This is a genomic window from Blastococcus sp. Marseille-P5729 (assembly GCF_900292035.1).
In the GTDB taxonomy this organism is placed as follows: Bacteria; Actinomycetota; Actinomycetes; order Mycobacteriales; family Antricoccaceae; genus Cumulibacter.
Window position 1 is genome coordinate 63047 of record NZ_OMPO01000002.1, and the last position, 26965, is coordinate 90011.

Annotated in this window: 28 protein-coding genes, 1 pseudogene and 1 riboswitch; of the genes and pseudogenes, 13 read left to right on the plus strand and 16 right to left on the minus strand. The window is 69.1% G+C overall.

The window, feature by feature from the left end; genetic code table 11:
- Positions 1 to 16: 16 nt before the first annotated feature.
- Complete coding sequence (locus DAA40_RS08855; protein ID WP_106849399.1) at positions 17 to 850, plus strand: class I SAM-dependent methyltransferase; 834 nt, start codon at positions 17 to 19, stop codon at positions 848 to 850.
- Positions 851 to 901: 51 nt separating this feature from the next.
- Here DAA40_RS08855 and DAA40_RS08860 read toward each other — a convergent pair whose 3' ends face one another.
- Positions 902 to 1858: an electron transfer flavoprotein subunit alpha/FixB family protein gene (locus tag DAA40_RS08860; RefSeq protein ID WP_106849400.1), complete on the minus strand. Its 957-nt coding sequence runs from the start codon at positions 1856 to 1858 to the stop codon at positions 902 to 904.
- Between the two features lie 22 nt (positions 1859 to 1880).
- Complete coding sequence (locus DAA40_RS08865; protein WP_106849401.1) at positions 1881 to 2660, minus strand: electron transfer flavoprotein subunit beta/FixA family protein; 780 nt, start codon at positions 2658 to 2660, stop codon at positions 1881 to 1883.
- Positions 2661 to 2858: 198 nt separating this feature from the next.
- On the opposite strand from DAA40_RS08865, the gene DAA40_RS08870 reads away from it, so the two are divergent.
- Positions 2859 to 4454, plus strand: a complete 1596-nt coding sequence (locus DAA40_RS08870) for a bifunctional UDP-sugar hydrolase/5'-nucleotidase (RefSeq protein ID WP_158716337.1) — start codon at positions 2859 to 2861, stop codon at positions 4452 to 4454.
- 46 nt (positions 4455 to 4500) lie between these two features.
- Complete coding sequence (locus tag DAA40_RS08875) at positions 4501 to 4800, plus strand: hypothetical protein (RefSeq protein WP_106849403.1); 300 nt, start codon at positions 4501 to 4503, stop codon at positions 4798 to 4800.
- Here the strand turns inward: DAA40_RS08875 and DAA40_RS08880 are convergent.
- The 3 genes from DAA40_RS08880 to DAA40_RS08890 form a co-directional block, all read right to left on the minus strand.
- Positions 4797 to 6134, minus strand: a complete 1338-nt coding sequence (locus DAA40_RS08880; RefSeq protein ID WP_106850083.1) for a class II 3-deoxy-7-phosphoheptulonate synthase — start codon at positions 6132 to 6134, stop codon at positions 4797 to 4799. The two genes, DAA40_RS08875 and DAA40_RS08880, sit on opposite strands and share 4 nt — an antisense overlap.
- An 83-nt stretch (positions 6135 to 6217) precedes the next feature.
- Positions 6218 to 6721, minus strand: coding sequence for a polyadenylate-specific 3'-exoribonuclease AS (locus DAA40_RS08885; RefSeq protein ID WP_158716338.1), 504 nt, complete (start codon positions 6719 to 6721; stop codon positions 6218 to 6220).
- Positions 6722 to 6854: 133 nt separating this feature from the next.
- The gene (locus tag DAA40_RS08890; protein WP_106849405.1) at positions 6855 to 7622 is read right to left on the minus strand and encodes a 1-acyl-sn-glycerol-3-phosphate acyltransferase; all 768 of its coding nucleotides are present in this window, start codon (positions 7620 to 7622) and stop codon (positions 6855 to 6857) included.
- A 125-nt stretch (positions 7623 to 7747) separates the two neighbouring features.
- On the opposite strand from DAA40_RS08890, the gene DAA40_RS08895 reads away from it, so the two are divergent.
- The gene (locus DAA40_RS08895) at positions 7748 to 8527 is read left to right on the plus strand and encodes a carboxylesterase (RefSeq protein WP_199849671.1); all 780 of its coding nucleotides are present in this window, start codon (positions 7748 to 7750) and stop codon (positions 8525 to 8527) included.
- 3 nt (positions 8528 to 8530) lie between these two features.
- Positions 8531 to 9235: a hypothetical protein gene (locus tag DAA40_RS08900; protein ID WP_106849407.1), complete on the plus strand. Its 705-nt coding sequence runs from the start codon at positions 8531 to 8533 to the stop codon at positions 9233 to 9235.
- On the opposite strand, the gene DAA40_RS08905 is transcribed toward DAA40_RS08900, so the two are convergent.
- The 3 genes from DAA40_RS08905 to DAA40_RS08915 are packed head-to-tail and all read right to left on the minus strand — an operon-like array spanning position 9232 to position 10657.
- Entirely contained in the window at positions 9232 to 9405 is a 174-nt protein-coding gene (locus DAA40_RS08905) for a hypothetical protein (RefSeq protein WP_158716339.1), read from the minus strand. The two genes, DAA40_RS08900 and DAA40_RS08905, sit on opposite strands and share 4 nt — an antisense overlap.
- A complete protein-coding gene (locus tag DAA40_RS08910; protein ID WP_106849409.1) occupies positions 9402 to 10214 on the minus strand; it encodes a hypothetical protein in 813 nt (270 codons plus the stop codon). Before DAA40_RS08910 ends, DAA40_RS08905 begins: the two co-directional genes overlap by 4 nt.
- Positions 10211 to 10657, minus strand: coding sequence for an SRPBCC family protein (locus DAA40_RS08915; protein WP_106849410.1), 447 nt, complete (start codon positions 10655 to 10657; stop codon positions 10211 to 10213). Before DAA40_RS08915 ends, DAA40_RS08910 begins: the two co-directional genes overlap by 4 nt.
- 189 nt (positions 10658 to 10846) lie before the next feature.
- On the opposite strand from DAA40_RS08915, the gene DAA40_RS08920 reads away from it, so the two are divergent.
- Complete coding sequence (locus tag DAA40_RS08920; RefSeq protein ID WP_106850084.1) at positions 10847 to 12652, plus strand: long-chain fatty acid--CoA ligase; 1806 nt, start codon at positions 10847 to 10849, stop codon at positions 12650 to 12652.
- 5 nt (positions 12653 to 12657) lie between these two features.
- On the opposite strand, the pseudogene DAA40_RS08925 reads toward DAA40_RS08920, so the two are convergent.
- The 3 genes and pseudogenes from DAA40_RS08925 to DAA40_RS08935 form a co-directional block, all read right to left on the minus strand.
- A pseudogene (locus tag DAA40_RS08925) lies at positions 12658 to 13758 on the minus strand (glycosyltransferase family 4 protein); the annotation flags it as partial.
- A 19-nt stretch (positions 13759 to 13777) separates the two neighbouring features.
- Complete coding sequence (locus DAA40_RS08930; protein WP_234356308.1) at positions 13778 to 14896, minus strand: NlpC/P60 family protein; 1119 nt, start codon at positions 14894 to 14896, stop codon at positions 13778 to 13780.
- Positions 14897 to 14908: 12 nt separating this feature from the next.
- A riboswitch (cyclic di-AMP (ydaO/yuaA leader) is annotated at positions 14909 to 15051 on the minus strand.
- 91 nt (positions 15052 to 15142) lie between these two features.
- The gene (locus DAA40_RS08935; protein WP_106849412.1) at positions 15143 to 15361 is read right to left on the minus strand and encodes a hypothetical protein; all 219 of its coding nucleotides are present in this window, start codon (positions 15359 to 15361) and stop codon (positions 15143 to 15145) included.
- Between the two features lie 88 nt (positions 15362 to 15449).
- Between DAA40_RS08935 and DAA40_RS08940 the strand changes: the two genes are divergently transcribed.
- Both DAA40_RS08940 and DAA40_RS08945 read left to right on the plus strand, forming a co-directional pair.
- The gene (locus DAA40_RS08940) at positions 15450 to 17219 is read left to right on the plus strand and encodes a DEDD exonuclease domain-containing protein (RefSeq protein ID WP_234356309.1); all 1770 of its coding nucleotides are present in this window, start codon (positions 15450 to 15452) and stop codon (positions 17217 to 17219) included.
- Positions 17216 to 17491, plus strand: coding sequence for an Lrp/AsnC family transcriptional regulator (locus DAA40_RS08945; RefSeq protein WP_106849414.1), 276 nt, complete (start codon positions 17216 to 17218; stop codon positions 17489 to 17491). Before DAA40_RS08940 ends, DAA40_RS08945 begins: the two co-directional genes overlap by 4 nt.
- A gap of 14 nt (positions 17492 to 17505) precedes the next feature.
- On the opposite strand, the gene trpD is transcribed toward DAA40_RS08945, so the two are convergent.
- From trpD to DAA40_RS08960, 3 genes are read right to left on the minus strand one after another with little or no spacing between them, the layout of a single operon-like run.
- Positions 17506 to 18558 (minus strand): anthranilate phosphoribosyltransferase, encoded by a 1053-nt coding sequence (gene trpD, locus DAA40_RS08950; RefSeq protein ID WP_106849415.1) that lies wholly within the window; start codon positions 18556 to 18558, stop codon positions 17506 to 17508.
- The gene (locus DAA40_RS08955) at positions 18555 to 18992 is read right to left on the minus strand and encodes a hypothetical protein (protein WP_106849416.1); all 438 of its coding nucleotides are present in this window, start codon (positions 18990 to 18992) and stop codon (positions 18555 to 18557) included. Before DAA40_RS08955 ends, trpD begins: the two co-directional genes overlap by 4 nt.
- Before the next feature lie 37 nt (positions 18993 to 19029).
- Entirely contained in the window at positions 19030 to 19974 is a 945-nt protein-coding gene (locus DAA40_RS08960; RefSeq protein ID WP_106849417.1) for a cytochrome c oxidase assembly protein, read from the minus strand.
- 88 nt (positions 19975 to 20062) lie between these two features.
- On the opposite strand from DAA40_RS08960, the gene DAA40_RS08965 reads away from it, so the two are divergent.
- From DAA40_RS08965 to DAA40_RS08985, 5 genes are read left to right on the plus strand one after another with little or no spacing between them, the layout of a single operon-like run.
- Positions 20063 to 20680 (plus strand): heme-copper oxidase subunit III, encoded by a 618-nt coding sequence (locus DAA40_RS08965; RefSeq protein ID WP_255413473.1) that lies wholly within the window; start codon positions 20063 to 20065, stop codon positions 20678 to 20680.
- A 60-nt stretch (positions 20681 to 20740) separates the two neighbouring features.
- Complete coding sequence (locus DAA40_RS08970; RefSeq protein ID WP_106849418.1) at positions 20741 to 21562, plus strand: c-type cytochrome; 822 nt, start codon at positions 20741 to 20743, stop codon at positions 21560 to 21562.
- A complete protein-coding gene (locus DAA40_RS08975; protein ID WP_106849419.1) occupies positions 21559 to 22746 on the plus strand; it encodes a ubiquinol-cytochrome c reductase iron-sulfur subunit in 1188 nt (395 codons plus the stop codon). The genes DAA40_RS08970 and DAA40_RS08975 overlap by 4 nt, the downstream gene beginning before the upstream one ends.
- Positions 22736 to 24355, plus strand: coding sequence for a cytochrome bc complex cytochrome b subunit (locus DAA40_RS08980; RefSeq protein WP_106849420.1), 1620 nt, complete (start codon positions 22736 to 22738; stop codon positions 24353 to 24355). The genes DAA40_RS08975 and DAA40_RS08980 overlap by 11 nt, the downstream gene beginning before the upstream one ends.
- Positions 24356 to 24398: 43 nt before the next feature.
- Positions 24399 to 25247 (plus strand): DsbA family protein, encoded by an 849-nt coding sequence (locus DAA40_RS08985; RefSeq protein ID WP_158716340.1) that lies wholly within the window; start codon positions 24399 to 24401, stop codon positions 25245 to 25247.
- Positions 25248 to 25257: 10 nt separating this feature from the next.
- On the opposite strand, the gene DAA40_RS08990 is transcribed toward DAA40_RS08985, so the two are convergent.
- Both DAA40_RS08990 and DAA40_RS08995 read right to left on the minus strand, forming a co-directional pair.
- Positions 25258 to 26037 carry an enoyl-CoA hydratase/isomerase family protein gene (locus DAA40_RS08990; protein ID WP_106849422.1) on the minus strand — a complete coding sequence of 260 codons (780 nt, stop codon included), beginning with the start codon at positions 26035 to 26037 and terminating at the stop codon, positions 25258 to 25260.
- 75 nt (positions 26038 to 26112) lie between these two features.
- Positions 26113 to 26934: an ABC transporter ATP-binding protein gene (locus DAA40_RS08995; protein WP_234356310.1), complete on the minus strand. Its 822-nt coding sequence runs from the start codon at positions 26932 to 26934 to the stop codon at positions 26113 to 26115.
- Positions 26935 to 26965: the final 31 nt, after the last annotated feature.

Sequence of the window (26965 nt, forward strand, 5' to 3'; positions counted from 1 at the left end):
GTCCTAGGCTGGTCGTATGACTCTCACTCCCCCGAGCGGTCTCGGGCCGCTCGCCGGGGTGGCCCAGCGGCTGGTCGATCAGACCGAGGCATCGCGGGCATCGCGGCACTGGTGGGACATCGACGCCGACAGCTATCTGCAGGCCCATGCCGAGGACCTGGGCGAGGTTGACCTCCTGTGGTGTCCCGAAGGCCTGCGGGAGCGCGATGCCGGATTGCTGGGCGAACGGTCGAAGCTGGCCGGCAGGCGGGTGCTGGAGGTCGGTTGCGGGTCGGCGCCCGCGGCCAGATGGCTGGCATCGGTCGGCGCCGACCCGGTGGCGTTCGACCTGTCCGGCGGCATGCTGCGCCACGCGGTCCGAGCAAACGCCCGCACCGGGATCGACGTCCCGCTGGTGCAGGCCGACGCCACCGCACTTCCGTTCGCGGACGAGTCCTTCGAGCTGGCCATCTCGGCCTTCGGTGCGATCGCGTTCGTCGCGGACCCGGCGCTCGTCATGCGCGAGGTCTTCCGGGTGCTGCGCCCCGGCGGGCGGTTCGTCTGGTCCACCAACCACCCGATTCGCTGGATCCTGCCCGATTCGCCTGATCCGGCCGACCTCACCGTCCGATCGTCGTACTTCGACCCGAGCGCCTACGTCGAGATCGACGATGCCGGCCGGGCGGCGTACGTCGAGACGCACCGCACGATGAGCCAGCGGGTGCGCGACATCCTCGGCGCGGGCTTCGTGCTGGAGGACCTGATCGAGCCGGAGTGGACGCCGGGGCGCCAGGTGGTGTGGGGCCAGTGGTCGCCTGAGCGGGGTGCGCTGGTGCCCGGGACCGTGATCTTCAACTGCCGAAAGCCGTGACGGCGGCCATCCGCATCGGGATGGCCGCCGTCAGGCGGTGGTGCTGCCGGGCTAGCGGCGCTTGTTGACTTCCTCGGTCGCCTGCGGGACGACATTGAAGAGGTCGCCCACGACGCCGAAGTCGGCGAGCTCGAAGATCGGCGCCTCGGGGTCCTTGTTCACGGCGACGATCGTCTTGGCCGTCTGCATGCCGGCGCGGTGCTGGATGGCGCCGGAGATGCCGCACGCCACGTACAACTGCGGCGAGACGGTCTTGCCGGTCTGCCCGACCTGGAACTGATGCGGGTAGAAGCCCGAGTCGACCGCTGCACGCGAGGCACCGACGGCACCCTTCATCGAGTCGGCGAAGGCCTCGATGACCTTGAAGTTCTCCTCCGAGGCGACACCACGACCGCCGGAGACGACGATGTTGGCCTCGGTGAGCTCCGGGCGCGAGCCGGTCGATTCCTCAATGCGGTCCAGGATCGCCGACTGGCGGGCGGCGTCCGACAGCTGCACCTGGACATCCTCACGAGCACCGGCGCCGGCCTGGGGCTGGGCGGAGATCGAGTTCGGGCGCACCGTGATGATCGCGACCGGGGTCTTGACCTTCGACTTCACGGTCATGGAGCCGGCGAAGATCGACTGGGTGGCGGTGCCGTCCCCGTCGATGTCGACCGCGTCGGTGAGCAGGCCGTTGCCGGTCTTCAGCGCGAGTCGGCCGGCGACCTCCTTGCCCTCCTGGCTCGAGGCCAGCAGGACCGCAGCCGGCGACTTCTCGTTCACCAGCTGGGCGAGCACCTCGGCCTTCGGTGCGACCGAGAAGCCGTCGACCTCCTCGCCCTCGGCGACGTAGATCTTCTCCGCGCCGGCCTCGCTCAGCGCGCCCGAGAGCGCGTCAGCGCTACCTGCTGCCCCGATGACGACGGCCGCGGGCTCGCCGATGGCGCGCGCCGCGGTGAGCATCTCGGCGGTGGTCTTCTTCAGCTCGCCGTCCGCTGCCTCGACAAGAACAAGTACTTCAGCCATGGTGGTCTCTTCCTTTCCTTGCCTAGACGAGCTTCTGGCTGGCGAGGTACTCGACGAGCTTCACGCCGCCGTCGCCCTCGTCGGTGATCTTCTCGCCGGCCTGGCGCGGCGGGCGCGGCGCGGCCTCGAGCACCTCGGAGGTGGCGTTCTCGAGCCCGACCTCGGATCCGTCGATGTCCAGGTCGCCCAGCGACCACTCGTCGATCGGCTTCTTCTTCGCCGCCATGATGCCCTTGAAGGACGGGTAGCGCGGCTCGTTGATCGTGTCCCACACCGAGATGATCGCGGGCATCTGCCCCTGGACGACCTCGAAGCCGCCGTCGATCTGCCGCTCGATCGTGACGACGTCGTCCTCGATGCCGATGCTGCGGGCACCGGTCAGCTGGGTGGCCCCGGTCAGCTCCGAGAGCATCGCCGGGATGACCGACACGCGGCCATCGGTGGACTCGGCGCCGGTGAGCACCAGATCCCACTCGAGCTTGCCGAGAGCGCTGGCCAGCACCTTCGCGGTGCCGACGGCACACGAGCCGGCGATCGCGTCATCGGTGACGAGCACGCCCTGGTCGGCGCCCATCTGCAGCGCCTTGCGCACCGTGTCGGTGGCGGAGGACGGCCCTACCGAGAGCACGGTGACCTCGCCGTCGAAAGCCTCCTTCATCTTGAGGGCTTCCTCGATGGCGTACTCATCCATCTCGTTGAGCACGAGGTCCGCGTTCTCACGGTCCACGGTCTTGTCACTATCAGTAAGCGTGCGGGGGTTGCCCGAGTCGGGCACCTGCTTCGCGAGTACGACGATCTTCATCGTCAGCCGAACCTCCTGTGGGCGGGAACCGCACCAGCGTACGCCGGGTGTGGGTGATGCACATGGCACTCAGGCCAGTCTTACGAAAATATCGCGACCTCTGCTTAGGCGCGATAGGCACCCCGCCCTCGGTCGTGTGACATTGGCGGGGTGCGTTCTCCACCAGGATACGTTGCCGACCCCTGGCACGATGGCGTTGTGGACGACTCCCTCACCCTTCTCGCCGTCACCGACGTCCATGGCGCGCTCACCGACTGGGACTACGTCCACGACCGGCCGACCGACGAGGGCGGTCTGGCCCGCGTCGCCACGGTGGTGCGCGAGATCCGCGCCGTCACGCCATCGACGGTGCTCCTCGACTGCGGCGACAGCATTCAGGGCAACCCGCTCACCGCTCTGTACGCGAGCGAACCGGACGGCGTGCACCCGGTCGCCGACGTGCTGAATCACCTCGGGGTCGACGCCGCCGCGCTTGGCAACCATGACCTGGACTACGGGCTGGAGCGACTCTCGGCATACGCCGCGGACTGCGACTTTCCCGTTCTCGCGGCGAACCTGTCCCCCATTCCCGGGGTCGCCTCTCGGGTCATCCTCGACCGGACGCTGCCCCGGCTAGGACCGCTGCGGCTTGGCGTCGTCGGGCTGAGCACGCCTGGTGTCATCCTCTGGAATGCCACGCACCTCGCCGGCCGGGTGAGCACGAGGGGCATCGTCGAGGTGGCTGCCGAGCAGGTCCGGCTGGTGCGCCAAGAGGGCGCCGACCTGGTCGTCGTGCTGTCGCACTCCGGAATGGGCCCAGGATCGTCGTACGGCGACTCGCTGCCGTGGCCGGAGAACGACACGCGGCGATTGATCCGCGAGGTGCCGGGGATCGACGCGGTCGTGCTGGGCCACGCGCACGAAGAGCTGTCTGGGCACGAAAGATGCGTGAGCACCGGCCAGCTCGTGCCGTACGTCGAGCCCTCGTGCATGGGGCTGCGTCTGGGCCGCATCGACCTTCGGCTGCGGCGGGCCGGCGACGGGATCACCGTCGTTGACAGCGTGGCGCGCACTCTGCCGACGCAGGGCACACCGGATTCGTCCGTGACCTCGCTCGTGTCCAAGGCGCACGGGCAGACTCGCGCCCGGCTGGCCAAGGAGATCGGTGTGGCCGCCGCCCCGGTACCTGCGAGTCCGGTGGCCGCCGGGCCGTCACCGATGGCCGACCTGCTCAACCACGTGCAGGCGGAGTGGGCCACCGACCGGCTGGCTGGTACGCCGTACGCCGAGCTTCCGGTCATCTCGGCCGCCGCCCTGCACAGCGACCGGGAAGGCCTCCGCACAGGGCCAGTCCGGGTACGCGATCTGCACCGCATCGCACCGTTCGAGAACCGGCTGCACGCCCTGGAGCTCACTGCCCGCGACGTGCTCGGCTACCTGGAGCACAACGCCCGCTACTTCGGTCCCGAGCGGATCGCGGATTTCAACCACGAGGCGCTGGGCGCAGCCACGGCGCGGGTCAGCTACTCGGTCGACCCGGGCGCGCCCGTGGGATCCCGCGTGAGCAACCTGCGCATCGACGGCCAGGCCCCCGCGCCCGAGCAACGCCTGGTCCTCGTGGTCAGCAGTTACCGGGCTTCCGGTGGCGGCGGATTTCCCGCTACCGCTGGGAACCAGCCCATCGTGAAGAGTGACGAGCAGCTGCGCGAGCTGCTCGCCGCGTGGATCGGTCGGCATACGCCGTTGTCGCCGGCGGCGATCAACCGGTCGGCATGGGAGATCCTCCCGCACCGCCGTCGGGCTCCCCGCCCGTGAGAGACTCGCCGCGATCGTCACTCGGCTCCCGCGGATGGAGAGACGCATGAGCCATACCCCCGCTCTCACGGGAAACTGGCGCGCCCTCGCGGCCGCACTTTCGCTGGCATGGCTGGGAAGCGTCATCGCGTTCCTCGTCATCACCGTCGGTGGGACTACGCATCGGCTGGCGGGGATCGGCTTCATCCTCGTGATGCTCGCCGGGCTGACCGTCCTGGCCCTGTTGCGCAACCTCGGAAAGGTCATCGCGCGGGAAGCGACTGCCCCCGGACCGTGGGAGGTTCGCCTCACGGCCGCCAGCCTCGCCCTCCTGCTCGCCGGCTGGGCGCTGTTGCTCTTCTCCTAGTCGCGCAGCATCTCGGCGACCAGGAACGCCAGCTCCAGACTCTGCGTGGTGTTCAGCCGCGGGTCGCACGCCGTCTCGTAGCGGCCGGCCAGGTCGTCGTCCGACAGCTCCTCGGCACCGCCCAGGCACTCGGTCACCGGTTCACCGGTCAGCTCGACGTGGATCCCCCCGGGATGCGTACCCAAACCCCGATGCACCTCGAAGAAGCCCATCACCTCGTCGAGGATGCGATCGAAGTGCCGCGTCTTGTAGCCGTTCGAGGCCGAATGGGTGTTCCCGTGCATCGGGTCGCACTGCCACACCACCTTGCGGCCCTCGGCAGTCACCTTCTCGACCAGCGGCGGAAGCGCGTCCCGAACCGTGCCGTTGCCCATCCGCGTGATGAACGTGAGGCGCCCCGGGACGTTGTCCGGGTTCAGCCGGTCGGCGAGCGCCAGAGCGTCGTCGGCCGTGGCCGTCGGGCCGAGCTTCACACCGATCGGGTTGGCGATCCGCGAGAAGTACTCGACGTGCGCGCCGTCGAGCTGGCGGGTGCGCTCACCGATCCAGATCATGTGGCCTGACAAGGCGTACGGCTTATCCTCCTCCAGCCGCGTCAGCGCCTGCTCGTACTCGAGGATCAGCGCCTCGTGGGATGAGTAGAGGTCGACTCGACGCAGCGCCTGGTCATCGACGCCGCAGGCGGCCATGAATCCCAGCGCCCGGTCGATCTCACGGGCGATCTGCTCGAAGCGCTCGCCGGCCGGGGACCGCCGCACGAAGTCGCGGTTCCAGTCGTGCACCTGGGCCAGATCGGCCATGCCGCCGTTGGCGAAGGCCCGGATCATGTTCATCGCCGCGGCCGCATTCGCATAGGCGCGCAGCAGGCGCGAGGCGTCGGCCTCGCGGGCTTCCTCGCTGGCCTCGATTGAGTTCACCATGTCGCCGCGGTAGCTCAGCAGGCCGAGCGAGTCACGATCTGACGATCGTGGCTTGGCGTACTGGCCGGCCATCCGACCGACCTTGACGACCGGCGTCCCGGCGCCGTAGGTCAGCACGACCGCCATCTGCAGCAGCGTGCGGGTCGTCTCGCGCAGGTGCGGTTCGGTGTTGTTGTCGAAGGTCTCGGCACAGTCGCCACCCTGCAGCAGGAACGCGCGGCCCTCGGCCACCTCGGCCAGGAGGCTGGTCAGCTCGTCCGCCTCCGCGGGCGCCACGATCGGCGGGACCGCCTCGAGAGTCTGCACCGTCGTGGCCAGCAGCGCCTCGTCCGGCCAGATCGGCTGCTGCACGATGGGCTTGGCGCGCCACGCCTCGTCGAGGTCGATGAGGGCAGCAGGCTTCTGGATGGGGATCGACACGGGATGCTCGGATCTCTCTCAGGTTCTCGGGGCCGTGACGACTGTACGGCCGCCGTCCAGAATAAGGGAAAGGCGTCTCACGAATCGGGCGACGTTGGCCACCGGCCGATCGCATGCATCAGCCTCCACCGCTCCAGGTTGACGCGGGCATCCACCAGCGCGTCGTGCGCCCCGGAAGGCGCCGCGGGCAACGTGGGCGAACCAAGATCGATCCACCGCTGCTTGAGCTCCCGAGTGAAGCGCGGGATTTCCCGCGGCAGATCGGTCATCGACCCCCAGAGCTGGCACAGCGCCACGTGGTCGTAGGCCGCCACCCACGCCCATAGCTCGATGGGCTCGCCGGGCTCCATCAGGAAGCCGAGCACCTCGTCGCGGATCTGCGACCGGCTGCGCCAGCGACGGTCGGACGGCGACGGCAGCTTGTCCAGGACATTCGCTCGCACCCACGGCCCGGCCTTCGACGGGTCGTGCTCGCTGTTGATGGCGTAGTACTCCCGACCCGTCTCGTCGACGAGACCGATGGATACCAGGTCGATGGTGATGCCGTCCTCGATGAACTCCGTGTCGTAGAAGTAGCGCACTACCCAGCCGTTCCCTTTCGTCGAGCGAGCCGGAGGTCCGGCCGGCGCCGCATCCCTGAGCGTACGGGGCGCCGACCGGCGCGGTGGCGCGAAGCGATCGACCGCGCCAGGGCGTGGGACCGACGACTGGCGGCTACGGCTTCTCGACGTCCTCCAGGCTGCGCTGCGGGGCCTTGGACGCGGCGCTGAGCTCGCGCACCACCTCATCCGCGCTCTTGCCCGTCTTGTCCATGCCGGTCTTGACCTTGGCCGCGTAGAGGTCGACGTACTCCTGCCCGGACAGTCGCTTGAGCGCGAGCATGATCTGGTCGGTGATCTGCCGCTCGACGGTGGTGTTGCCCGAGCTGCCCTCGAACCCCGAGAAGTCCAGCGGGGCGCCAAAATGCACCTCGACGCGACCCCGCCTCCACATCTTCGACCCGGGCGGGTTCACGACGTCCGTGCCGACCATCGCGACCGGGATGACCGGGACGCCGGACTCGATCGCCATTCGGGCCACACCGGTCTTGCCGCGGTACAACCGGCCGTCCGGCGAGCGAGTGCCCTCGGGATAGATGCCGACCAGGTGCCCCTCGGCCAGCAGCCGCTTGCAGGTCTCCAGCGCCGCGCGCGCCGCCGAGCCGCTGGAGCGGTCGATCGGGACCTGGCCCGCCGACGTGAAGAAGAACTTCATCGCCCGGCCCTTCAGCCCTGGGGTGGTGAAGTACTCCTGCTTCGCCGGAAAGGTGACGCGGCGCCTGATCATCAGCGGCATATAGAACGAGTCGGCGACGGCGAGGTGGTTGGAGGCGATCAGCGCGCCTCCGCGCCTGGGGATGTGCTCGGCGCCAGTCACCTTCGGCCGCCCAAACAGACGTAGCAGCGGGCCCATCACGACGAACTTCATCAGCCAGTAGAACACCGCTTGCCGCCTCCGGTTCTGCCACGCGCCACCAACGAGACGACTCTAGGGCATCATGGGCAAGACAGGCCCGCGCGACGGGCCGCGCACGTCCGCGAGATCCAATGTGGAGAACCATGCCCCTCATGCCCGGTGCCGAGCCGTTCGAGAAGCTCGTCGACTCCCCGGCCGGACGCCGCGTGGGCGTTCTGCTCTCGCACGGCTTCAGCGGCACCCCCGCCTCGATGCGTCCGTGGGCGGACGCGCTCGTCGAGGCCGGCCATTCAGTGCTCGTGCCGCGCCTCCCGGGCCACGGGACACGCTGGCAGGACATGAATCTCACCCGCTGGCAGGACTGGTACGCCGAGCTGGAGCGCGCCCTGCGACGGCTGCTCGACCACTGCGACCAGGTGGTCCTCGGCGGAATGTCCATGGGCGGCACGCTCGCCATCCGGCTCACCGAGCAGTACGGTCCGCACGGCCCCGCCCCGCTCGGCGACCGGCTGGTCGGCACGATGCTGATCAACCCGTCCCTGGCCACCGAGCGCAAGGACGCCGTTCTGCTTCCCCTCGCGCAGCGGTTCATCGGCTCGTTCCCGGGGATCGCCGGCGACATCGCCAAGCCCGGCATCGAGGAGATCGCCTACGACCGGCTGCCCCTGAAGGCCGCCTTCTCGCTCCGGGAGCTATGGGCTCTGGCGCGAAACGACCTCGGCCGGTTCACCAGCCCGCTGCTGCTGTTCCAATCGGCCACCGATCATGTCGTGGAAGCGGTGTCCTCCCGCATCCTGCTGGGCGGTGTCGGCAGTGACGACGTCAGCCATCACCTGCTGACCCGGTCCTTCCACGTCGCCACCCTGGACTACGACGCGCCCTACATATTCCAGACCTCGGTCCGCTGGATCGAGCAACGCACGCGCGGGTGAGCAATGAGCACCCCGTTCGCACCGGAGCCAGTACCTGAGCGTGACAACGGGCTCATCGCCGATGCCTATCGCCGGCTGCGCACGGTGGAGCGGCGCGAGTGCGACACCCTGCTCGAGGCGATGGCCCGGGCGGAGGTCGCCTGCTACACGGCGCTGCCGGAGAACGGCGACTACGCGAAGCGGGAGATATTCGTCGACGCCGGCAAGCAGGCGCTCGCGAGCGCGATCGCCGATGCCACCCACGCCCGTTTCGTCAGCCGACGAGTCCACCTCGATGCCGACGAGGTCGACAGCCGGTTCGCCGAGCTCGTCGGATCCCTCGACGCCACCCCGCCCGCGCCTCCGACGGACGCACCGACCCCGTCGGAGCCGCCTGCGGGTCGGCCGACCGGAGCGGGGCCCGACGAGACCGCGCACCCGTGGCGCGGCGCCGGCTCGGACTGGCTCGACGTCCACGATGCGGACGACGACGAGCACTACGAGCCCCCGCCGCCCAGCCCGCTCCCCCAGCCATCACGCAAGGTCATCGCCGGCATCCTGCTCATGATCGCCGGCGCCGTCGCGGTGTTCGCACCGTCGTCCATACCGATCCCCGGCACGGCCGCGCTCGTCGCGGGCGTGCTGCTGCTCGGAGCGGGCACCGTCGTGCTCGTGCTGCAGCTGCGCGACCAGCCCGACGACCCGTTCGACGACGGCGCGCGGGTCTAGGTGATCTCGATCTGCCGCACGAAGGGCTCGTCGTCGGCCGGGCGTTCCGTGCCCAGGTAATCCCTGATCGTCTGCAGCAAGCCGTCCGCGCCACCCGAGCGCTCGGCGAGCACGCCGGCCAACGCGTGAAGCTCCTCGGCCAGGGATCCCACCACGGGCTGCTCGCTCATCGCCACCTCTGCTCGTCGATCTGGAACCGGACCACCAGGGCCCCGGCGTCCGTGCTGGCGCCGGTCACCCTACAACGCTTCAGGGCAGCGGGAAGCTCGACGGGGATCGTCACCCCATCAGTGCTGACCAGGAGCCGGCCCTCGGCGCTGGCCAGCCGCAGCAGGTCCTTGCGCAATCCCTCGACGGGGATTCGCAGCTCGAAGCCGCCATCGATCTCGGCGAGCATCGGTGTGCGGGCGGCGGTCGGGATGCTCGTCGCTGCCGGCGGCACCAGCGTCATCCCCGCCAGCGAGAGCACCCTGGCGGCGGCCAGGCCGGCTTCTGAACGATCGGTCATCGCCAGCCACCTGCGGGGGTCGCGCAGCGCAGCCAGGAGCTCGCGCGCCAGGCTCAGGATGCTCGCCGTCTGGGTCAGGCCCGCTGCTCGCCCGGCCCCGGGCAGCAGACGCCCAAGCACGTCCAGCGGGACGCCGGCCACCCGGTCCTCGGCATAGGCGAGGCCGACCAGCAGGCTCGCCAGCCGCGCGGCGTTCCCCGGATCGGTGCTCAGGCTCAGCCGCTCACCGGCCGTCCCGAGCTCTATGACGACAGCCATCTCTGGAACCAGCGGCAGCGCGAGCGCCTCGTCGAGCCCGAGCCGGCGTACGCCGGTGGCAGCCGAGAGCGCATCGAGCATCGGGGTGAGCCGGCTCCAGTGGGCGGTGAGCAGCGCGGGTGTCTCGTGCGGCCACCGAAGCGTCCGGCCCGCGCCATGCTGATCGGCGAAGGCCTCGGGGTTGGCGCTGACCAGAAGCAGCGACGGGCTCATCGAGCCTGTGACTCGACGCGCCTCTTGAGCTCCTTCAAGGCCGTGTCCATGATGACCTTCTCGGCCTTGCGCTTCATCATTCCCATCATCGGGATGGCGAGGTCGACCGTGAGCGTGTAGGTGACCTTCGTGGTTCCGTCGCCGAGATCCTGCAGTGCGTAGGTGCCCTCCTGCGACTTCTGCATCGAGCCCTTCACCAGCTGCCAGCTCACCGCGCTCGGGTAGTCATCCCAGTCGTACTGCAGGGTGTACTCGTCCTTGATGACGCCTGCGTCGAGACGGAAATCGACCGTCTGCGCCCAGCCGTTCTCGTCTGCCGTGGCGACCTCCGCAGACTTGACGGATGCCGCCCACTGCGGGTACGCCGGAAAGTCACCGATCACCTCCATGATCTGCTCCGGTGCCGCGTCGATCACGATCGACTGGGTCGACTGCTCAGCCATGCGGTGTCTCCTCGGGAGGGTTCGGAACGGGCGCCGCAGCGCCGCTCCCTCCAGCCTACTGGGTTCGTCCGCGGCCGCCGTCGTGGCGGATTGGCCGGTCGTGACCAGCGCGTAGGGTTTACTGTGGTGCGCACCACCTTTGCCGGCCTGCGGAGGTAGCAGGCCCATGACCGTCCAGTGGAGTTCCACGTGCGTGAAGTCACCACCCCCGCCCTGTACGAGTGTCCCGAGCAGGCCAACGCGGCAGACGTCGTGTTCGAGCACGCTCAGGCGCATCCCCATGAGGCTGCCTTCGCGCGGCTGCGCGGCGTGGACACCTGGGAGGACATCTCGCACGAGCAGTTCGCCCGCGATGTCACGTCGTTGGCTCGGGGGCTGCTCGGCGCGGGCGTCCGGCCCGGCGACCGAGTCGCGCTGGTGTCGCGCACGCGGTACGAGTGGGGCGTCATCGACTTTGCCGTGCAGGCGATCCGGGCCGTTCTGGTTCCGGTGTACGAGACCTCCAGCGCCGAGCAGGTGGCGTGGATCGTCAGCGACTCCGGAGCCGGCAGGCTGTTCGTGGAGACGGCCGAGATGCGGACCGTGGTCGACGAGGTCCGCGGCGAGCTGGGCGGGCTCACCGACGTGTGGGTGATCGACCAGGGCGCCTTGCAGACCGTGGGGGATCTCGGTGCCGACATCCCGGAGGACGCCGTCCACGAGGCCCGCGCCGCGACCCGCTCCGACGAGGTCGCCACGATCGTCTACACCAGCGGCAGCACCGGCCGGCCCAAGGGCTGCCGTCTGACCCACGCCAACCTGATCTCCAACTCGCGCAACGCCCTGGCCTACGTCGGCGATTTCATCTACCCCGGGTCCGCGACCCTGCTGTTCCTGCCGCTGGCGCACGTGTTCGCCCGGATCATCCAGCTGGCCGCGTTCACCGGCCGGGCGAAGGTGGGTCATCAGGCGGACATCACCCAGCTGCTGCCCTCGCTCGCCTCCTTCCGGCCGCACTTCCTGCTGGCCGTCCCGCGGGTGTTCGAGAAGGTCTACAACTCCGCCGAGCAGAAGGCCCATCTCGGCGGCAAGGGCAAGATCTTCGACCTCGCCGCCCGCACCGCCATCTCGTGGTCCCGGGGCAAGTCAGCGGGCCGGATCCCGCTCGGAACGCGGGTCCTGCACAAGGTCACCGACAAGCTGGTGGGCTCGAAGCTGCGGGCCGCGCTCGGCGGCCGCTGCACGACCTGCATCTCCGGAGGTGCGCCCCTCGGCGAACGGCTGGGGCACTTCTTCCGGGGGGTCGGCGTCGAGGTGATCGAGGGTTACGGGCTGACCGAGACCTCACCGGTGAGCGCTCTGAACTCCGAGAAGGCGAACAAGATCGGGACCGTCGGCCGGCCGTTGCCGGGCACGACGATCAGGCTGGCCGAGGACGGCGAGATCTTCGTCAAGGGCCCGAACGTGTTCGACGGCTACTGGAACAACGACGCGGCGACCGCCGAGGCCGTCCAGGACGGGTGGCTGGCCACCGGCGACCTCGGCACGCTCGATGACGACGGCTTCCTGACGATCACCGGCCGCAAGAAGGAGCTCATCGTCACCGCGGGGGGCAAGAACGTCGCGCCGACGCTGCTGGAGGACCGGCTGCGCGCCCACCCCTTGGTCAGCCAGTGCATCGTGGTCGGCGACCAGCGACCGTTCATCGGCGCGCTGATCACCCTCGATCAGGAGATGCTCCCCGGCTGGCTGAAGGAGCACGGTCTCGATCCCGAGCTGCCGTTCTCGGACGTCCTGACCAACGACGAGGTGCGAGCGGGTCTGCAGCGCGCGGTCGACTCCGCCAATCGCGCCGTCTCCCAGGCCGAGTCGATCCGCAAGTTCACCATCCTCCCGTGCGACTTGACCGTCGAGGGCGGGCAGCTGACCCCGTCATTGAAGCTCAAGCGCCCGGTCGTGGCCAAGGAGTTCGCCTCGGAGATCGCCGCTCTCTACGACGGGCCGAAGCCGGGATAGCGCGCTCAGCCGTACAGCATCTCGACGAGGTGCTGGGCTTGACGCTGCCAGGTCCACTCGGCGCATACCCACTCCCGCCCAGCACGGCCCATCGCGGCGGCCTGGTCGGGGTCATCCAGCATTCGTGAGACGGCGCTCGCCACTGCGTCGGGTGAACCGGGGGCGCGCACCACCACGCCGGTCCGCCCATCGAGAACTGCCTCGGGGGCACCGCCGGAGGACCCCGCGATCACCGGCTTGGCGGTGGCCGCGGCCTCGAGATAGCCCATGCCCAGGCCCTCGACGTCCCAGCCGAGCCGGCGGGTCCGGGCCGGCATCGCGAACACATCGCAGGCTGCGTACGCCACCGGTAGGCCCTCGTGGCTGGTCGAGCCGGCGAGCACCACCTCCCGCTGCAGACCGAGACGGTCGATCCGTCGCGCGAGCGAGTCGGCGTACCGCCCTCCCCCGACGATCATCAGCCGGGCATCGGGATGCCGACGCAACACCTGGGGCATCGCCTCGATGAGCACGTCCTGGCCCTTGCGTGGCACCAGACGGGAGACGCAGCCGATCACCCGGGTGCCCTCCAGGCCGTGCTGCGCTCTGAACGCCGAGCCGTCAACCGCCGGATGGAAGCGATCGACGTCGACGCCCGGCGACAGCCGCCGCAGGGAGGTATGCGGCGCAAGCAGAGCGCGCAGCCGGTCGCCGGTGAACTCGGTTAGGTAGGTCATCACGTCGAGACCGCGGGAGATCCGGCGCAGCACCTGGCGGCTGCCCGGTGACATCGCCCAGCCCAGGTCGTGGCCGTGGGTGCAGCCCACCAGGCGCACCGCCCCGGCGCGCCGCAGAGCGGGGGCCATCAGGCCAAGCGGCGTCGCGGCCCCGAACCAGACGCGGTCGGCACCGAACCGGCGCATCGTGTCGATGACCGCACGGGTGACCGCCGGGGTGGGCAGCAGCATCCCGGTCGGGTGTCGCACCGTCTCGAACGGGGCGGCCGAGTCGTACTCGGCCGCCCCGTTCGAGGTCGACGCGAACACCGCGACATCCTGCGCGGGCAGCTGATCGATGAGCGCGCGCACGAACGTCTGGATTCCGCCCTCGCGTGGCGGGTAGTCGTTCGTGACGACGAGAACCTTGCTAGACGATTCGGACGCCCTTCTGCCACTTCATCGAGCCCAGCGACACGACCTTGACGACATCACCGGTGGTGGGCGCGTGCACGACCTGCCCATTGCCGATGTACATGCCGACGTGGCCGGGCATCCAGACGATGTCGCCGGGGGCCAGTGCCGACAGCGAGACCGTCGAGCCGGCGCTGGACTGCGCCGAGGACGAGTGCGGAAGCGAGACACCGACCTGCGCGTAGGCCCACATGGTCAGACCCGAGCAGTCGAAGGAGTTCGGGCCCGCGGCAGCCCAGACGTAGGGCGAGCCGAGCTTGCTCAGCGCCGCCTGGACCGCGCCCTGTGCGGTGGAGCTGCCGCCGCTGCCCGCGCTGACCTGCTGCGGCGCACTGGGCGCCGGGGCACTGGAGGAGCTGCTGGAGGACGAGCTACTCGATGCCGAGCTGTTCGATGACGAACTGGTGGACGACGACTCGCTGACGTCCTCGGCCGCGCCCTCGTCGGCGTGACCGCCGGCCTGATCCAGCACGGCCTGCCGCTCGGCCTCGGTCAGCGAGGCGAGCTGCTGCTCCAGCACAGGCAGCTTGGCCTCGATCTCGGCTTTCTTGGCCGAGAGCTGCTGCTCGGTGGCGGCAGCTGCCTCGGCAGCCTTGGCCGCCTCGGCCTCGGCTGCGGCAGCCTGGGCCTGACCGTCGGTGAGCGCCTGGATCGACTGGCCGTAGTGCTCGGAGATCACCGACAGCGTGCTGAGCTTGTCGATCGCGTCCTGCGGTCCGCCCGCGGACAGGAAGGTGGTGACGTCCACCATGGCCGGGCCCTTGTACAGGTTCGCACCGGCGTCGGCAACCTTCTGTTGCTCGTCGACGAGCGAGGCTCCGGCCTGGGTCGCGGCGGCGTGTGCCTCATCCTTGGCGGCGTTGAGCTCCTCGAGCTCGATCTTGGCATCGTTGTACTGCTCGGCGATGGTCGCGATGTCATGCTGGGCCTGCACGATCTGCGCCTGCACGCTCGCCTTGTCGGCGGCGGGATCGGCGTGCGCGGTGGTCGGGCTCAGCACTAGTCCCAGGATGCACGACGTAGCGATTCCGGCGACCCCGAGCGAGCGGCGACCGCGAGTGGTGTTGACAGCCACGAAGGCTTGGCTCCTCTTCCTCGTCTCCGCCTACCGAGTTAGCTGACGGATTCGGGCGGGGAAGGTCGCCCTACGGGACGCGTGGCCCCGATTCACCCCAGTGGAACTAACGTGGGTCCCCGGCACGCCTCGCGGCGTCTCGGCGGCGGCATTCGGTGGGGGCGATCGCTCCCTGGCTCTCCGAAGGCCACGGCTAGGCTACAGGCGTTATCTGTTCGAGACAATCAACCTGCGCAGTTGCGAGGATCACCCCACCCAGCGGGCGCGTCGCTGCTCACTTTCGGACGGATACAGGGGCACCATGCGCAGCGGCGGCACCAGCCCCTCGCCGGCGAGCGCGTCCAAGGCCAGCGCCTCGGCATCCTCCAGCTCGACCCCCATCGGGTCGGCCTCCAGCAGGACGGACATGACGCAGTCACCGCACGCCGACGGCTTGGCCTGGCACGAGTTGCAATCGATCAACATGACCTGAACGCTAACGGCGCGTTCCGACAGTTTTCGGGCCGCAGCGGTTCGGCGAGGAATGTCGGCGCTCACCTTTACGCTGCGCGTCATGCCCCACCCGTCACAGCAGCTCACGCTCGAGGACATCGGCCAGCCCCTTCACGAGACCACCTTCGTCGTCGTCGACCTGGAGACCACCGGCGGGGCCCCGGGTCGCGACGCGATCACCGAGATCGGTGCGGTCAAGGTGTGCGGCGGCGAGGTGCTGGGCGAGCTGGCGACGCTGGTCGACCCGCGGACCGCCATCGATCCGTATGTGCAGGTGCTGACCGGCATCACCGACTCGATGGTCCGTGGTGCGCCGACCATCGAGGCGGTCCTGCCGACGTTCCTGGAGTTCGCCGGCCTGGGGCCCGGCACGGTGCTCGTGGCCCACAACGCGCGCTTCGACGTCGGCTTCCTTCGCGCGGCCGCGACCTCGATGGGCCTCAGCTGGCCGCGGCACCCGGTCCTCGACACCGTTCAGCTGGCGCGCAAGACCCTCGCGCGCGGCGAGGTGCCCAACCTCAAGCTCGAGACGCTCGCGATGCACCTGGGCTCACGCACCCGGCCCGTGCACCGTGCGCTCGATGACGCTCGCGCCACCACCGACGTGATGCACCACCTCCTCGAGCGCGTGGGCTCGCTCGGCGTGCACACCACCGAGGAGCTGCTCGCGCTCACCCGCGAGAGCACGCCTGCGCAGCGCGGCAAGCGCCACCTCGCCGAGGATCTTCCCACCGGCCCGGGCGTCTACATCTTCCGCGACGCGCGCGGCGAAGCGCTGTACGTCGGGAAGAGTGGGCAGATCAGGCGCCGAGTCCGCAGCTATTTCACCAGCAGCGAGCCCCGGGCGCGGATGCGCGAGATGGTCGCGCTGACCGAACGCGTGGAGGCGGTCGAATGCGCGCACGACCTCGAGGCGCAGGTGCGTGAGCTGCGGCTGATTCATGCGCTCCGGCCCCGTTACAACCGACGCTCGAAGCACGGGCGCTCCGCGGTCTGGTTGAGAGTGACCGACGAGCGCTTCCCTCGCCTAAGCATCGTGAACCGGTGGCGCGCGGACGGCGGAGCGCACATCGGGCCGTTCAGCTCCCGTACGGCCGCAGGGCAGGCCGTCGACGCGATCCACGAGGTGCTGCCGATTCGGCGTTGCTCGGACCGGATCACCAGCCGCTCGGCGCCCAGCCCGTGCGCCCTGCTCGACCTTGGGCGGTGCGCGGCCCCGTGCACGGGCGGGATCGACGTCGACTCGTACTCGGCGCTGCTGGCGCCGATCACCGAGGCGGCGCTACGGGATCCACAGGGCCTGGTCACTCCGCTGCTGGCCCGCATCGACCAGCTCGCCGGATCGCGGCGTTACGAGGACGCCGCGGCAGCGCGCGACCGTACTCGGCACCTCGTGGCAGCGCTGATCCGTACCCAGCAGATCCACCGGCTGGCGCACATCGACCGGCTCGTGCTGGCCGCCCCGGCCGAGGGCGGATGCTGGCAGATCGCAGTGATCGCCCGCGGCCGACTGGTCGCCGCCGCGCTGGCCGATCGCGCCGCGAGCGTCCTGCCCATCGTGCGGGCGCTGCGCCCGGCCGAGCAGCACACCGACGATGATCCCGCCGAAGCCGTCGGGTTCGAGCACGAGGAAACCCAGCTGCTGTGGCGCTGGATGACCTCTGCCGGTGCCCGCATTGTGGAGCTCGATGGCGAGCTGTCGAGCCCGGCCGCCGGAGCGGCGCGGTGGCAACCGTGGCTACGGCGCGCCGCGCGGCAGGCTGGCAATACCGTGGCCCGACGCGGTTACGATCGTCCCAGTACACCGCTCGACAACGAGGAGACACCGTGATCACCGCGATCGTCATGATCACCGCCGCCACCGACCAGATCCCGGAGACCGCGGCCCGGCTGGCCGACATCGACGGTGTAAGCGAGGTCTACTCGGTGGCCGGCAGCGTCGACCTCATCGCGATCGTGCGGGTGCGCGAGTTCGATGACATCGCGCGGGTGATCTCCGGGCGGATCAACAAGGCGGACGGCGTCATCGAGACCGACACCCACATCGCCTTCCAGGCCTTTTCCCAGCACGACCTCGAGTCGACCTTCAGCCTCGGCCTCTAGACCGAGGCCCGCCGCTAGGCGTTGCTGACGGCGATCCAGCGATCGAGCGTCCCCGCGGCGGCGCCCGAATCGATCGATTCGGTGGCGCGCGCCAACGCCGACGCGATGGCCTCATCGAGCTCGGCCCCGGTTCGCGGCACGCCGTCGTGCGAGACGATCGCGCTCGCGGCGTTGAGCAGCACCGCCTGCCGGACCGGACCGGATTGCCCATTGAGCACATCGCGGACGACGGCGGCGTTGTGCGCCGGGTCGCCGCCACGCAGATCCTCCGGCCGGGCAGGGCGCAGCGCGAAGCGCGCCGGGTCGAGCCGGTACTCGCTGACCTCCGAGCCATCGGCCGGGACCAGCCACACTCTCGAGGTCGTCGTCGTGGTGAGCTCGTCGAGCCCGTCGTCCCCGCGGAACACGAGCGCCGAGACGCCCCGCATCCGCATGACATCGGCCAGGATCGGCGCCATCCGCTCGTCCGCGCAGCCGACCGCCATCGCGTCCGGTCGGGCCGGGTTCGACAGCGGCCCGAGGAAGTTGAAGACCGTCGGGATGCCGAGCTCCTTGCGGGCCGGCGCAGCGTAGCGCATGCCCGAATGGAAGTTGGGGGCGAAGAAGAACCCGATGCCGACCTCGTTGATGCACCGCGCGACCCCGTCCCCGTCGAGGTCAAGATTGATCCCCAGGGCTTCGATCACATCACCGGAGCCGCACTTCGAGCTGGCGGCTCGCGCGCCGTGCTTGGCCACCTTCACCCCGGCCGCGCTCGCGACGATGGCGGCCATGGTCGAGATGTTGACCGTGTGCGCCTGGTCGCCGCCGGTACCGACGATGTCGACACAGCCCGACGGGGCACTGGCGTGGGCGGCGTTCGCCAGCATCGTGTCCACGAGACCGGCGACCGCCTCCGCGTTCTCGCCCGCAGCGCGCAGCGCGACGGCGAAACCGGCGGTCTGGGCGTTCGTGGCTGCGCCGGACATGATCTCGCCCATCACCCACGACGCTGCCTCGCGGGACAGCGCCCGCTCGCGCAGCAGCGAGCTCAGGACCGCCGGCCAGGTGTGCTCGGCCGCGCTCATCGAAGCACGGGGACGCCGGCGTTGCGGTTGCGTAGCTGCTGGGCGACGACGTCGCCGGCGCTCAGCGGATCGACGGGATAGATCAAGGTGGCATCGGCCAGTGACCAGGTCGCGAGCCAGCGATCGGCCTCGCGCGCGACGACGACGAGCACGGCCGGGCAGTCATCGAGCTCATACTTCATCTGCCGGGACAGCCCCATGCCGCCGGTCGGCTGCGCCTCGCCGTCGAGGATCGCCAGGTCCACGCCGCCGCGGTCGACGTTCTCGATGACCTCGTCGTAGGTCGCGCACTCGATCCACTCGATGCGCCCGACGTCGGCGGCCGGACGCCGTCCGATCGCGGTGCGGACCGCCTGGCGCCACTCGACCTTGGGGCTGTACAGCACGACGGCGTGCACCTGGTCGCGGGCAGCGGAGTGGTCGGCGTGGGTCATGGCGCAGCTCTCTCCTAGATGAGGTGACCGGACCAGATTACTCGCCTGGCCCGGGCGAGGACGGGGCGGCATGCGCTGCCGCCCGGGCCCGCGCGGCCTCCTCGCGGTCCAGCCGCCGATCCTCCCGGGCGGCCTCGCGCTCGGAGGCCTTCATCCATTGGTAGAGCGCGGTGCCGAGCATCAGCAGCCCCACGAACTCGCCCGAGGCCCACAGCAGCCCCCCACCGAGGCGTTGATCGGCCACCGCATCCACCCACGACAGGTCGAGCTCGCCGTAGTAGCCGCCCGCCATCAGCGCGTTGTTCTGCATGATCGTCAGCCCGAGGAAGGCGTGAAAGGGCAGCGTGGCGGTAAGGATCAGCGCACGGAACGGGTAGCTGACCCGACCGGGTATGGGGTCCAGGCCCACCAGCGGCCAGAAGAATATGCAACCGGAGGCGAGGAAGTGGACGTGCATCAGCTGGTGGAGCCAGACATTGCGCACCGACCCCTCGTACCAGCCGGTGAAGTAGAGCAGCCACGGGCTGCCGACGAAGATGGCGAACCCTACGAGCGGATGCATGTAGAAGCGCGCGATCTTCCAGTGCAGCACTTTGTTCAGCCGTTGCCGCCCGGCGGCCGGCAACGCCCGCAGGGCCAGGGTGACCGGTGCACCGAGCGCCAGGAAGATCGGTGTGACCATCACGAGCACCATGTGCTGCACCATGTGCACCGAGAACAATGTCTCGTCGTACGCGCCGATGCCGGACATGGTCACGAAGGTCAGGGTGCCCAGCCCGCCGACGAGAAAGGACAGTGTACGGCCCAGCGGCCACCGGACACCGCCGTGACGCAGCCGCTGCACGCCCCACAGATACAGCGCAGCCGCGATCACGACACCGGTCAGCAGCAGCGGGTCCAGCGCCGTCTCGGTGAAGATCGAGGCGAACGTGAATGGTGGGACGGTGCTCGGATCGACACCGATGGCGAGGGGCTGGGGCACGCCATCGAGGGTAAGCCGAGATAACGAAGTTGCGAATCGCCGCACCCCGGTTTACATGGAGCGAACGCTAGGGGACATAATTACGCGCGTGACGACAGCAACCACTGCCTATAAGTCCGAGAAGGTCCATTCGCTCTCGCGACCGAACATGGTCAGCGTGGGCGTGATCGTGTGGCTTTCCAGCGAGCTGATGTTCTTCGCGGGTCTGTTCGCGATGTACTTCACCGCGAAGGCGATCCACGGGCAGGAGTCGTGGCCGCCGGAGGACGTGCACCTCAACCACTGGTACGCGCTGACCTTCACCCTGATCCTGGTCGCTTCCTCCGTGACCTGCCAGTTCGGGGTGTTCGCCGCAGAGCGTGGTGATGTCTTCGGGCTGCGGCGGTGGTACACCCTCACCTTCCTCATGGGCCTGATCTTCACCCTCGGGCAGGCATTCGAGTTCGTGGTCCTGGTGCAGGACGGCACGACGATCGGATCGAGCTCCTATGCCTCGGTCTTCTACATGACCACCGGCTTTCACGGGTTGCACGTCATCGGTGGCCTGATCGCGTTCGTCATCATCCTGATCAGGTCCACCCTGGGCAGGTTCACCCCCGCCCAGGCCACCTCGGCGATCGTCGTGTCCTACTACTGGCACTTCGTCGACATCGTGTGGATCGGCCTGTTCACGGTGATCTACATCATGACCTGGGGTGGGCACTAGCCTCATGCCCCGATCCAGCACCCGCCCCGTAGACCACGACCGAGACAAGGTGAACCGAACATGACTGCCACCCCGCAGCCGTCCCAGGCCGCCTCGAAGGCCGCGAAGAAGCGTTCGGAGCGCAAGGGCCTGATCCGGCGCGCCGGCGCCCTCGCCGGCGCGCTGGCCGTTGTCGGCACCATGTACTCCATGGCGACTCCCGGTGTCGCAGAGGAAAGCGCCGCCGGTGACGCCGACGCGATCGCCATGGGCCAGGACATCTACGAGAAGTCCTGCATCACCTGCCACGGCGCCAACCTCGAAGGCGTGCCCGACCGCGGCCCGTCGCTGATCGGTGTCGGAGAGGCGGCCGTCTACTTCCAGGTATCGACCGGCCGTATGCCGATGGCCCAGCAGAACGCCCAGGCCCCGACCAAGCCGCCGGAGTTCACCCACGACCAGACGATGGCGCTCTCGGCGTACATCGGGCAGTACGGCGGTCCGGAGATCCCCGAGGTCACCGATGAGGACCGCGCCGAGGCGAACCTGGCCGCGGGCGGCGAGATGTTCCGCCTCAACTGCTCCTCCTGCCACAGCTTCACCGGCCAGGGCGGCGCGCTGTCCTCGGGCAAGCACGCACCGAGCCTGATGGGCTCCACTCCCACCGAGATCTACTCGGCGATGCTCACCGGCCCGCAGAACATGCCGGTCTTCGGCCCGAACCAGCTGACCGATGAGGAGAAGAAGGACATCATCGCCTACGTCGAGATGCTCAAGGCCGGGAACAACCCCGGCGGTGCCCCGATCGGGCGCACTGGCCCGGTCCCCGAGAGCCTGGTCATCTGGCTCGGCGGGCTGAGCGTGCTTCTCATCGGAACGATCTGGATTGCGGGTAAGTCATGAGCGGGTTCAACCAGCCCCCGGCCGACGAGCCGGAGGAAGTCATCGCCGATCCGGTCGACGAGCGCCCGACCGATCGCTTGGCGCGTCAGCACGCCGCCGGTCAGCGCACCGTCAGCGTGACCGAAGAGGAGCTCTCCGAGCTCAGCGACGCGGAGCTGGTCGAGCTCGGCGGAAAGATGGACGGCGTCACGGTCCTGAGCCAGGAGTACCCCTACGCCGCCGGGTCGCGCGCCGAGAAGCGCGCCGAGCGCCGCGTGGCGCTGTGCTTCGGACTGGCCGCGCTGTTCGGGTTGCTGTTCGTGGCCGCGTTCCTGTTCTGGCCGTGGCGGGTCAACGACGCCGCTCCGACCGAGTGGAGCTGGGCTCAGCTGTACACGCCGATCCTGGGCCTGACCCTCGGGCTCGCGCTGACGTTGATGGGCGCCGGCCTGGTCATCTGGGCCAAGAAGCTGATGCCGCACGAGGTGTCGATCCAGGACCGCCACGAGGGGGCCTCGCCGGAGATCGAGCGTCGCGCGACCGCGGCCACCCTGACCTCGGGGGCCGAGGGTCTGGGCCTGAACCGCCGCAAGATGATCCGCGGCTCGCTGCTCGGTGCCGGCGGAATCCTCGGGCTGGCGACGATCATCCCGCTCGGCGGCCTGATCAACAATCCGTACCGCGACGACGCGCTGTTCCACACCGCGTGGAAGAAGGGCACTCGACTGCTGCGCGCCAACGGCACGCCGATCCGACCCGGTGACATGGCGCCCGGTTCGCTGGAGACGGTCTACCCGTACACCGAAGGCAAGGCGCACCAGGCCGACACGCCCACCATGCTGATTCGCATGCACCACGATCAGGCGCAGCAGTTCAAGGCTCGCCCGATGAACGAGCTTGAGGAATGGGGTGGCCCGGCTCGCTGGAACGAGTACGTCGCCTACTCCAAGATCTGCTCGCACCTCGGCTGCCCGGTCTCGCTGTACGAGCGGGAGACCGGCCGCATCCTGTGCCCGTGCCATCAGAGCCAGTTCCAGATCGTCGAGGACGCCAAGCCCGTCTTCGGCCCTGCAACCCGCTCGCTGCCGGCACTGCCGATCGAGGTGGATGACGAGGGCTACTTCGTCGCCAAGAGCGACTACCGTGAGCCGGTCGGACCGGCCTTCTGGGACCGTCAGAGAGGGGTGACCAAGAATGCCGAGTAGCACCACCGTGCAGGGCTCGGCCCGCCGTCCCGCCAGCAAGGCTGGCGCGGTCGCGAGCGAGGTCGACAACCGGTTCACCATGGCTGCGCCCACGCGCCGCATGCTGAACAAGGTCTTCCCCGACCACTGGTCGTTCATGCTTGGTGAGATCGCGATGTACGCGTTCATCATGCTGCTGCTGACCGGCACCTATCTCGCGCTGTTCTTTGACGCCTCCATGAAGGAGGTTGTCTACAACGGCTCCTACGTTCCGCTGCAGGGCGTGCCGATGTCGGCGGCCTATGAATCGACGCTCAACCTCAGCTTCGACGTCCGTGGCGGCCTGATCATCCGCCAGATGCACCACTGGGCGGCGCTGCTGTTCATGGCCGCGATGCTGGTGCACATGCTGCGGGTGTTCTTCACCGGTGCCTTCCGCAAGCCGCGTGAGACCAACTGGCTGATCGGCATCGTGTTGATCTTCCTGGGCATCGCCGAGGGTTTCATGGGCTACTCGCTGCCGGATGACCTGCTGTCGGGCACCGGCCTGCGCATCACCTCCGGCGTCATGCTGTCGATCCCCTTCCTGGGCACCTTCATCCACTACGCGCTGTTCGGTGGTGAGTTCCCAGGCACGCTGATCATCGGCCGGTTCTACATCCTGCACGTGCTGCTGATCCCGGGCATCATGCTCGCCCTCATCGGCGCGCACCTGCTGCTGGTGTTCAAGCAGAAGCACACGCAGTGGCCCGGCCCGCGGGCGACCGAAGACAACGTCGTCGGGCACCGCTTCTACCCGATCTTCGCGGCCAAGGGCGCGGCGCTGTCGATGCTCACCTTCGGCGTGATCACGTTGCTCGGTGGCCTGGTGCAGATCAACGCGGTCTGGCTGCTGGGTCCGTACGACCCGTCCCAGGTCTCCTCGGGCTCGCAGCCCGACTGGTACATGTTCTGGTCGGAGGGCATGGCGCGGCTGTTCCCACCCTGGGAGATACGCGTCTTCGGCATCACGATCCCCGAGATCTTCCTGGCGATCGCGGCACTTGGGCCGATCATCGTGGGATTTGCGCTCTATCCGATGATCGAGCGCAAGCTGACCGGGGACAACGCGCACCACAACCTGCTCCAGCGTCCCCGCGACGTCCCGGTGCGCACCGCGCTCGGCGCGATGGCGATCACCTTCTACCTGGTGCTGTCGGCCTCCGGCGCGAACGACATCATCGCGGAGAAGTTCGACATCTCGCTGAATGCGATGACGTGGGGCGGGCGCATTGCGCTGGTGATTCTGCCGCCGATCGCGTACTGGGTCACCTACCGCATCTGTCTGGGTCTGCAGCGGCATGACCGGGAGGTTCTTGATCACGGCATTGAGACCGGCATCCTGGTCCGCTCGCCCAACGGCGGCTACTTCGAGCGGCATCAGCCACTCGGGCCGGTCGACGAGCACGGCCACTCCCACCTCACCTACGGTGGTGCGCCGGTGCCGAAGAAGATGAACAAGGTCGGCGGCGCCGGCCGCGCGATCCGCGGGTTCTTCTTCCCGATCGAGACCCCGCCCACTCCGCCGACGCCCGAAGGCCTCGCAAAGCGCGGTATCGAGCAGCGCGATGAGGTCGGCGCCCAGCAGTAGCTGGATTGCACAGCACGACGCAGGCAGCGGTACCCTGGTCGGCGTGACGAGCACTGCCCAGAACCCCAGCACGACCAATCCGACGCGCGAGCATGCGCACGATGACACCGGCGGCTGTGGCTGCGGCGCCGGAGGCTGCGGAGGCGTCTGCGGCCCCTCCCCTGCCTCAGTCGATCAGCAGGTGGCGCCGTCGGAGCCGGTCGATGTCCACGTGTACGCCGACATCGTGTGCCCCTGGTGCTACATCGGCAAGCGCCGCCTCGATACGGCTGTGCGGGCCTTCGCGGAGCGTGGCGGGCAGGTCCGGGTCCGGTACATGCCCTTCCAACTCGATCCCGACGCCCCGCTCGAGGCGTGCGAGCTGATGCCGACGCTGGTGGAAAAGTTCGGCGGTGAGCAGCAGGCCACCCAGACCACCTCGCACATCGCCGAGATCGCCGCGACCGAGGGAATCGAGATCGACTTCGACGGCGCGCTCGCGGCGAACACCCTCGCGGCGCACCGCCTGCTGCGTCTCGCCGGCGACCATGACCTCCGTGTGCAGGCCGAGCTCATGGACCGGCTGATGGCCGCCCACTTCGTCGACGGGCTCGACGTCGGCGCTGACGAGGTGCTCCAGCGGCTGTGCGACGAGCTCGGCCTGAAGGTGGACGTCGAGGAGTATCTCTCCTCCGAAGACGGCATCGCCGCCGTCACTGAGCAGCAGGACGCCGCGCGCGCGGCCGGCATCACCTCGGTGCCTACCTACGTGTTCGCCGCCCGTTGGGGCATCTCGGGCGCCCAGGAGGTCTCCACGCTGCTCATGGTGCTGCAGCAGGTCGCCGCGCAGGCCGACGCCCAGCCCGGCGCTGGCGGCGGCGGGTGCTGCGGCGGCGGCTGCTGCGGCGGCTGATCACTCCCGGCTACTTGCCGGTGAACTGCGCCTTGCCGGGGCCGTTCTCGATGAACGACTTCATCCCGATCTTCTGGTCCTCGGTCGCGAACAGCGCGGCGAAGAGGTTGCTCTCCAGCTTCAGGCCGGTAGCCAGGTCCCCGTTGAGGCCGCCGTCCACGGCTGCCTTGACCGCACGCAGTGCGAGCGAGGCAGAGTTGCGGAACTGCCCGGCCCACTTCTGGGCGGCGGCGTACACCTCACCGGCGGGCACGACCTGGTCGACCATGCCGATCCGCAGCGCCTCGTCGGCGGCGACGAAACGACCCGTGTAGTTGATGTCCTTCGCCTTGGCCGGCCCTACCAGACGCGCGAGGCGCTGGGTGCCGCCGCCGCCGGGAATGATGCCCAGCAGGATCTCCGGCTGGCCGACGTTGGCATCGTCGGCGCAGATCCGGATGTCGCAGCACATCGCCAGCTCCATGCCGCCGCCGAGCGCGTACCCGGTGATGGCCGCGACGGTCGGCTTGGGGATCTCCGCCACCGCGGTGAAACAGGCCTGCAGCTCGTGCGCGCGGACCGCCATCTCCTGGTAGGTCATCGCCTCCATCTCCTTGATGTCGGCGCCCGCGGCGAACACCTTCTCACCGCCGTACACGATGACGGCCTTGACCTCGTCGTTGGCTGAGGCCTCGCGTGCGCAGTCGCGGATCTCCTCCTGCACCTGCTTGTTCAGCGCGTTCATCTTCGGACGGTCCAGGCGGATGGTCCCGACGCCGTCCTCGATCTCGAGCTTGACGAACTCACCCATGAGCATCTTCCTTTCGTGTACGGCGTACCTCGTATGCGATACGCCTGTTGCCGGTGGTGCGTGAGCTGACTGCGATCAGCCGATCGAGGCGAAATAGCGCCCCCGCCGCTGCGTGAGATAGACCCGGACGCCGAAGGTGTCCTCGATCGCCTGCTCGCTCATCTCCTGCTCCAACAAGCCCTGGCGGACCGCCTGGCCGTCACGCAGCATCAGCAGGTGAGTGAAGCCGCGGGGTATCTCCTCGACGTGGTGGGTGACCATGACCATCGCGGGTGCGTAGGGATCGGCAGCGAACTCGGTGAGTCGCGCGAGCAGGTCCTCGCGGCCGGCCAGGTCGAGGCCGGCGGCCGGCTCGTCCAGCAGCAGCAGCTCGGGGTCGGTCATCAGCGCGCGGCAGATCTGGGCGCGCTTGCGCTCACCCTCGCTGAGCGTGCCGAACTCGCGGTCGGCCAGACGGGCGATGCCCCACTGCTCCAGGAGCTCCATCGCGCGCTCAGTGTCCATGCCGTCGTACTGCTCGCGCCACCGGCCGATCACCGAGTAGCCGGCCGATTGCACGATGTCGACAACCTTCTCCGTCGGCGGGACCCGGCCGGTCAGCGCGGCCGAGGCGAGCCCGATCCGCGGGCGCAGCTCGAATACGTCGACGCGGCCGATCTGCTCGCCGAGGATCTGCACCCTGCCGTCAGTCGGGTGCATCTGGGCCGCAGCGAGCTGCAGGAGAGTGGTCTTGCCGGCGCCGTTCGGGCCGAGCACCACCCACCGCTCGTCGAGCTCAACCTGCCATGAGAGGTCCTCGAGCAGGGTCGTCCGACCGCGGCGCACCGTCACGTCGTGCATGTCGATGACGAGGTCGGGGTTCGGCTCGTAGTCGTCCAGGGGGCCTGGTGTATGCACGAGTCCATCAAACCCTAGAGCCGCGTACCCG

Excerpts from the sequence above, each read along its gene's own strand:
- DAA40_RS08970 (WP_106849418.1), top strand. The coding sequence starts at position 20,741 with ATGACTGCCACCCCGCAGCCGTCCCAGGCCGCCTCGAAGGCCGCGAAG.
- DAA40_RS08990 (WP_106849422.1), bottom strand. The coding sequence starts at position 26,037 with ATGGGTGAGTTCGTCAAGCTCGAGATCGAGGACGGCGTCGGGACCATC.
- DAA40_RS08935 (WP_106849412.1), bottom strand. The coding sequence starts at position 15,361 with ATGTTGATCGATTGCAACTCGTGCCAGGCCAAGCCGTCGGCGTGCGGT.
- DAA40_RS08910 (WP_106849409.1), bottom strand. The coding sequence starts at position 10,214 with ATGAGCCCGTCGCTGCTTCTGGTCAGCGCCAACCCCGAGGCCTTCGCC.
- trpD (WP_106849415.1), bottom strand. The coding sequence starts at position 18,558 with ATGAGCGCGGCCGAGCACACCTGGCCGGCGGTCCTGAGCTCGCTGCTG.
- DAA40_RS08900 (WP_106849407.1), top strand. The coding sequence starts at position 8,531 with ATGAGCACCCCGTTCGCACCGGAGCCAGTACCTGAGCGTGACAACGGG.
- DAA40_RS08980 (WP_106849420.1), top strand. The coding sequence starts at position 22,736 with ATGCCGAGTAGCACCACCGTGCAGGGCTCGGCCCGCCGTCCCGCCAGC.
- DAA40_RS08865 (WP_106849401.1), bottom strand. The coding sequence starts at position 2,660 with ATGAAGATCGTCGTACTCGCGAAGCAGGTGCCCGACTCGGGCAACCCC.
- DAA40_RS08860 (WP_106849400.1), bottom strand. The coding sequence starts at position 1,858 with ATGGCTGAAGTACTTGTTCTTGTCGAGGCAGCGGACGGCGAGCTGAAG.
- DAA40_RS08975 (WP_106849419.1), top strand. The coding sequence starts at position 21,559 with ATGAGCGGGTTCAACCAGCCCCCGGCCGACGAGCCGGAGGAAGTCATC.
- DAA40_RS08895 (WP_199849671.1), top strand. The coding sequence starts at position 7,748 with ATGCCCGGTGCCGAGCCGTTCGAGAAGCTCGTCGACTCCCCGGCCGGA.
- DAA40_RS08905 (WP_158716339.1), bottom strand. The coding sequence starts at position 9,405 with ATGAGCGAGCAGCCCGTGGTGGGATCCCTGGCCGAGGAGCTTCACGCG.
- DAA40_RS08875 (WP_106849403.1), top strand. The coding sequence starts at position 4,501 with ATGAGCCATACCCCCGCTCTCACGGGAAACTGGCGCGCCCTCGCGGCC.
- DAA40_RS08940 (WP_234356309.1), top strand. The coding sequence starts at position 15,450 with ATGCCCCACCCGTCACAGCAGCTCACGCTCGAGGACATCGGCCAGCCC.
- DAA40_RS08915 (WP_106849410.1), bottom strand. The coding sequence starts at position 10,657 with ATGGCTGAGCAGTCGACCCAGTCGATCGTGATCGACGCGGCACCGGAG.
- DAA40_RS08855 (WP_106849399.1), top strand. The coding sequence starts at position 17 with ATGACTCTCACTCCCCCGAGCGGTCTCGGGCCGCTCGCCGGGGTGGCC.
- DAA40_RS08955 (WP_106849416.1), bottom strand. The coding sequence starts at position 18,992 with ATGACCCACGCCGACCACTCCGCTGCCCGCGACCAGGTGCACGCCGTC.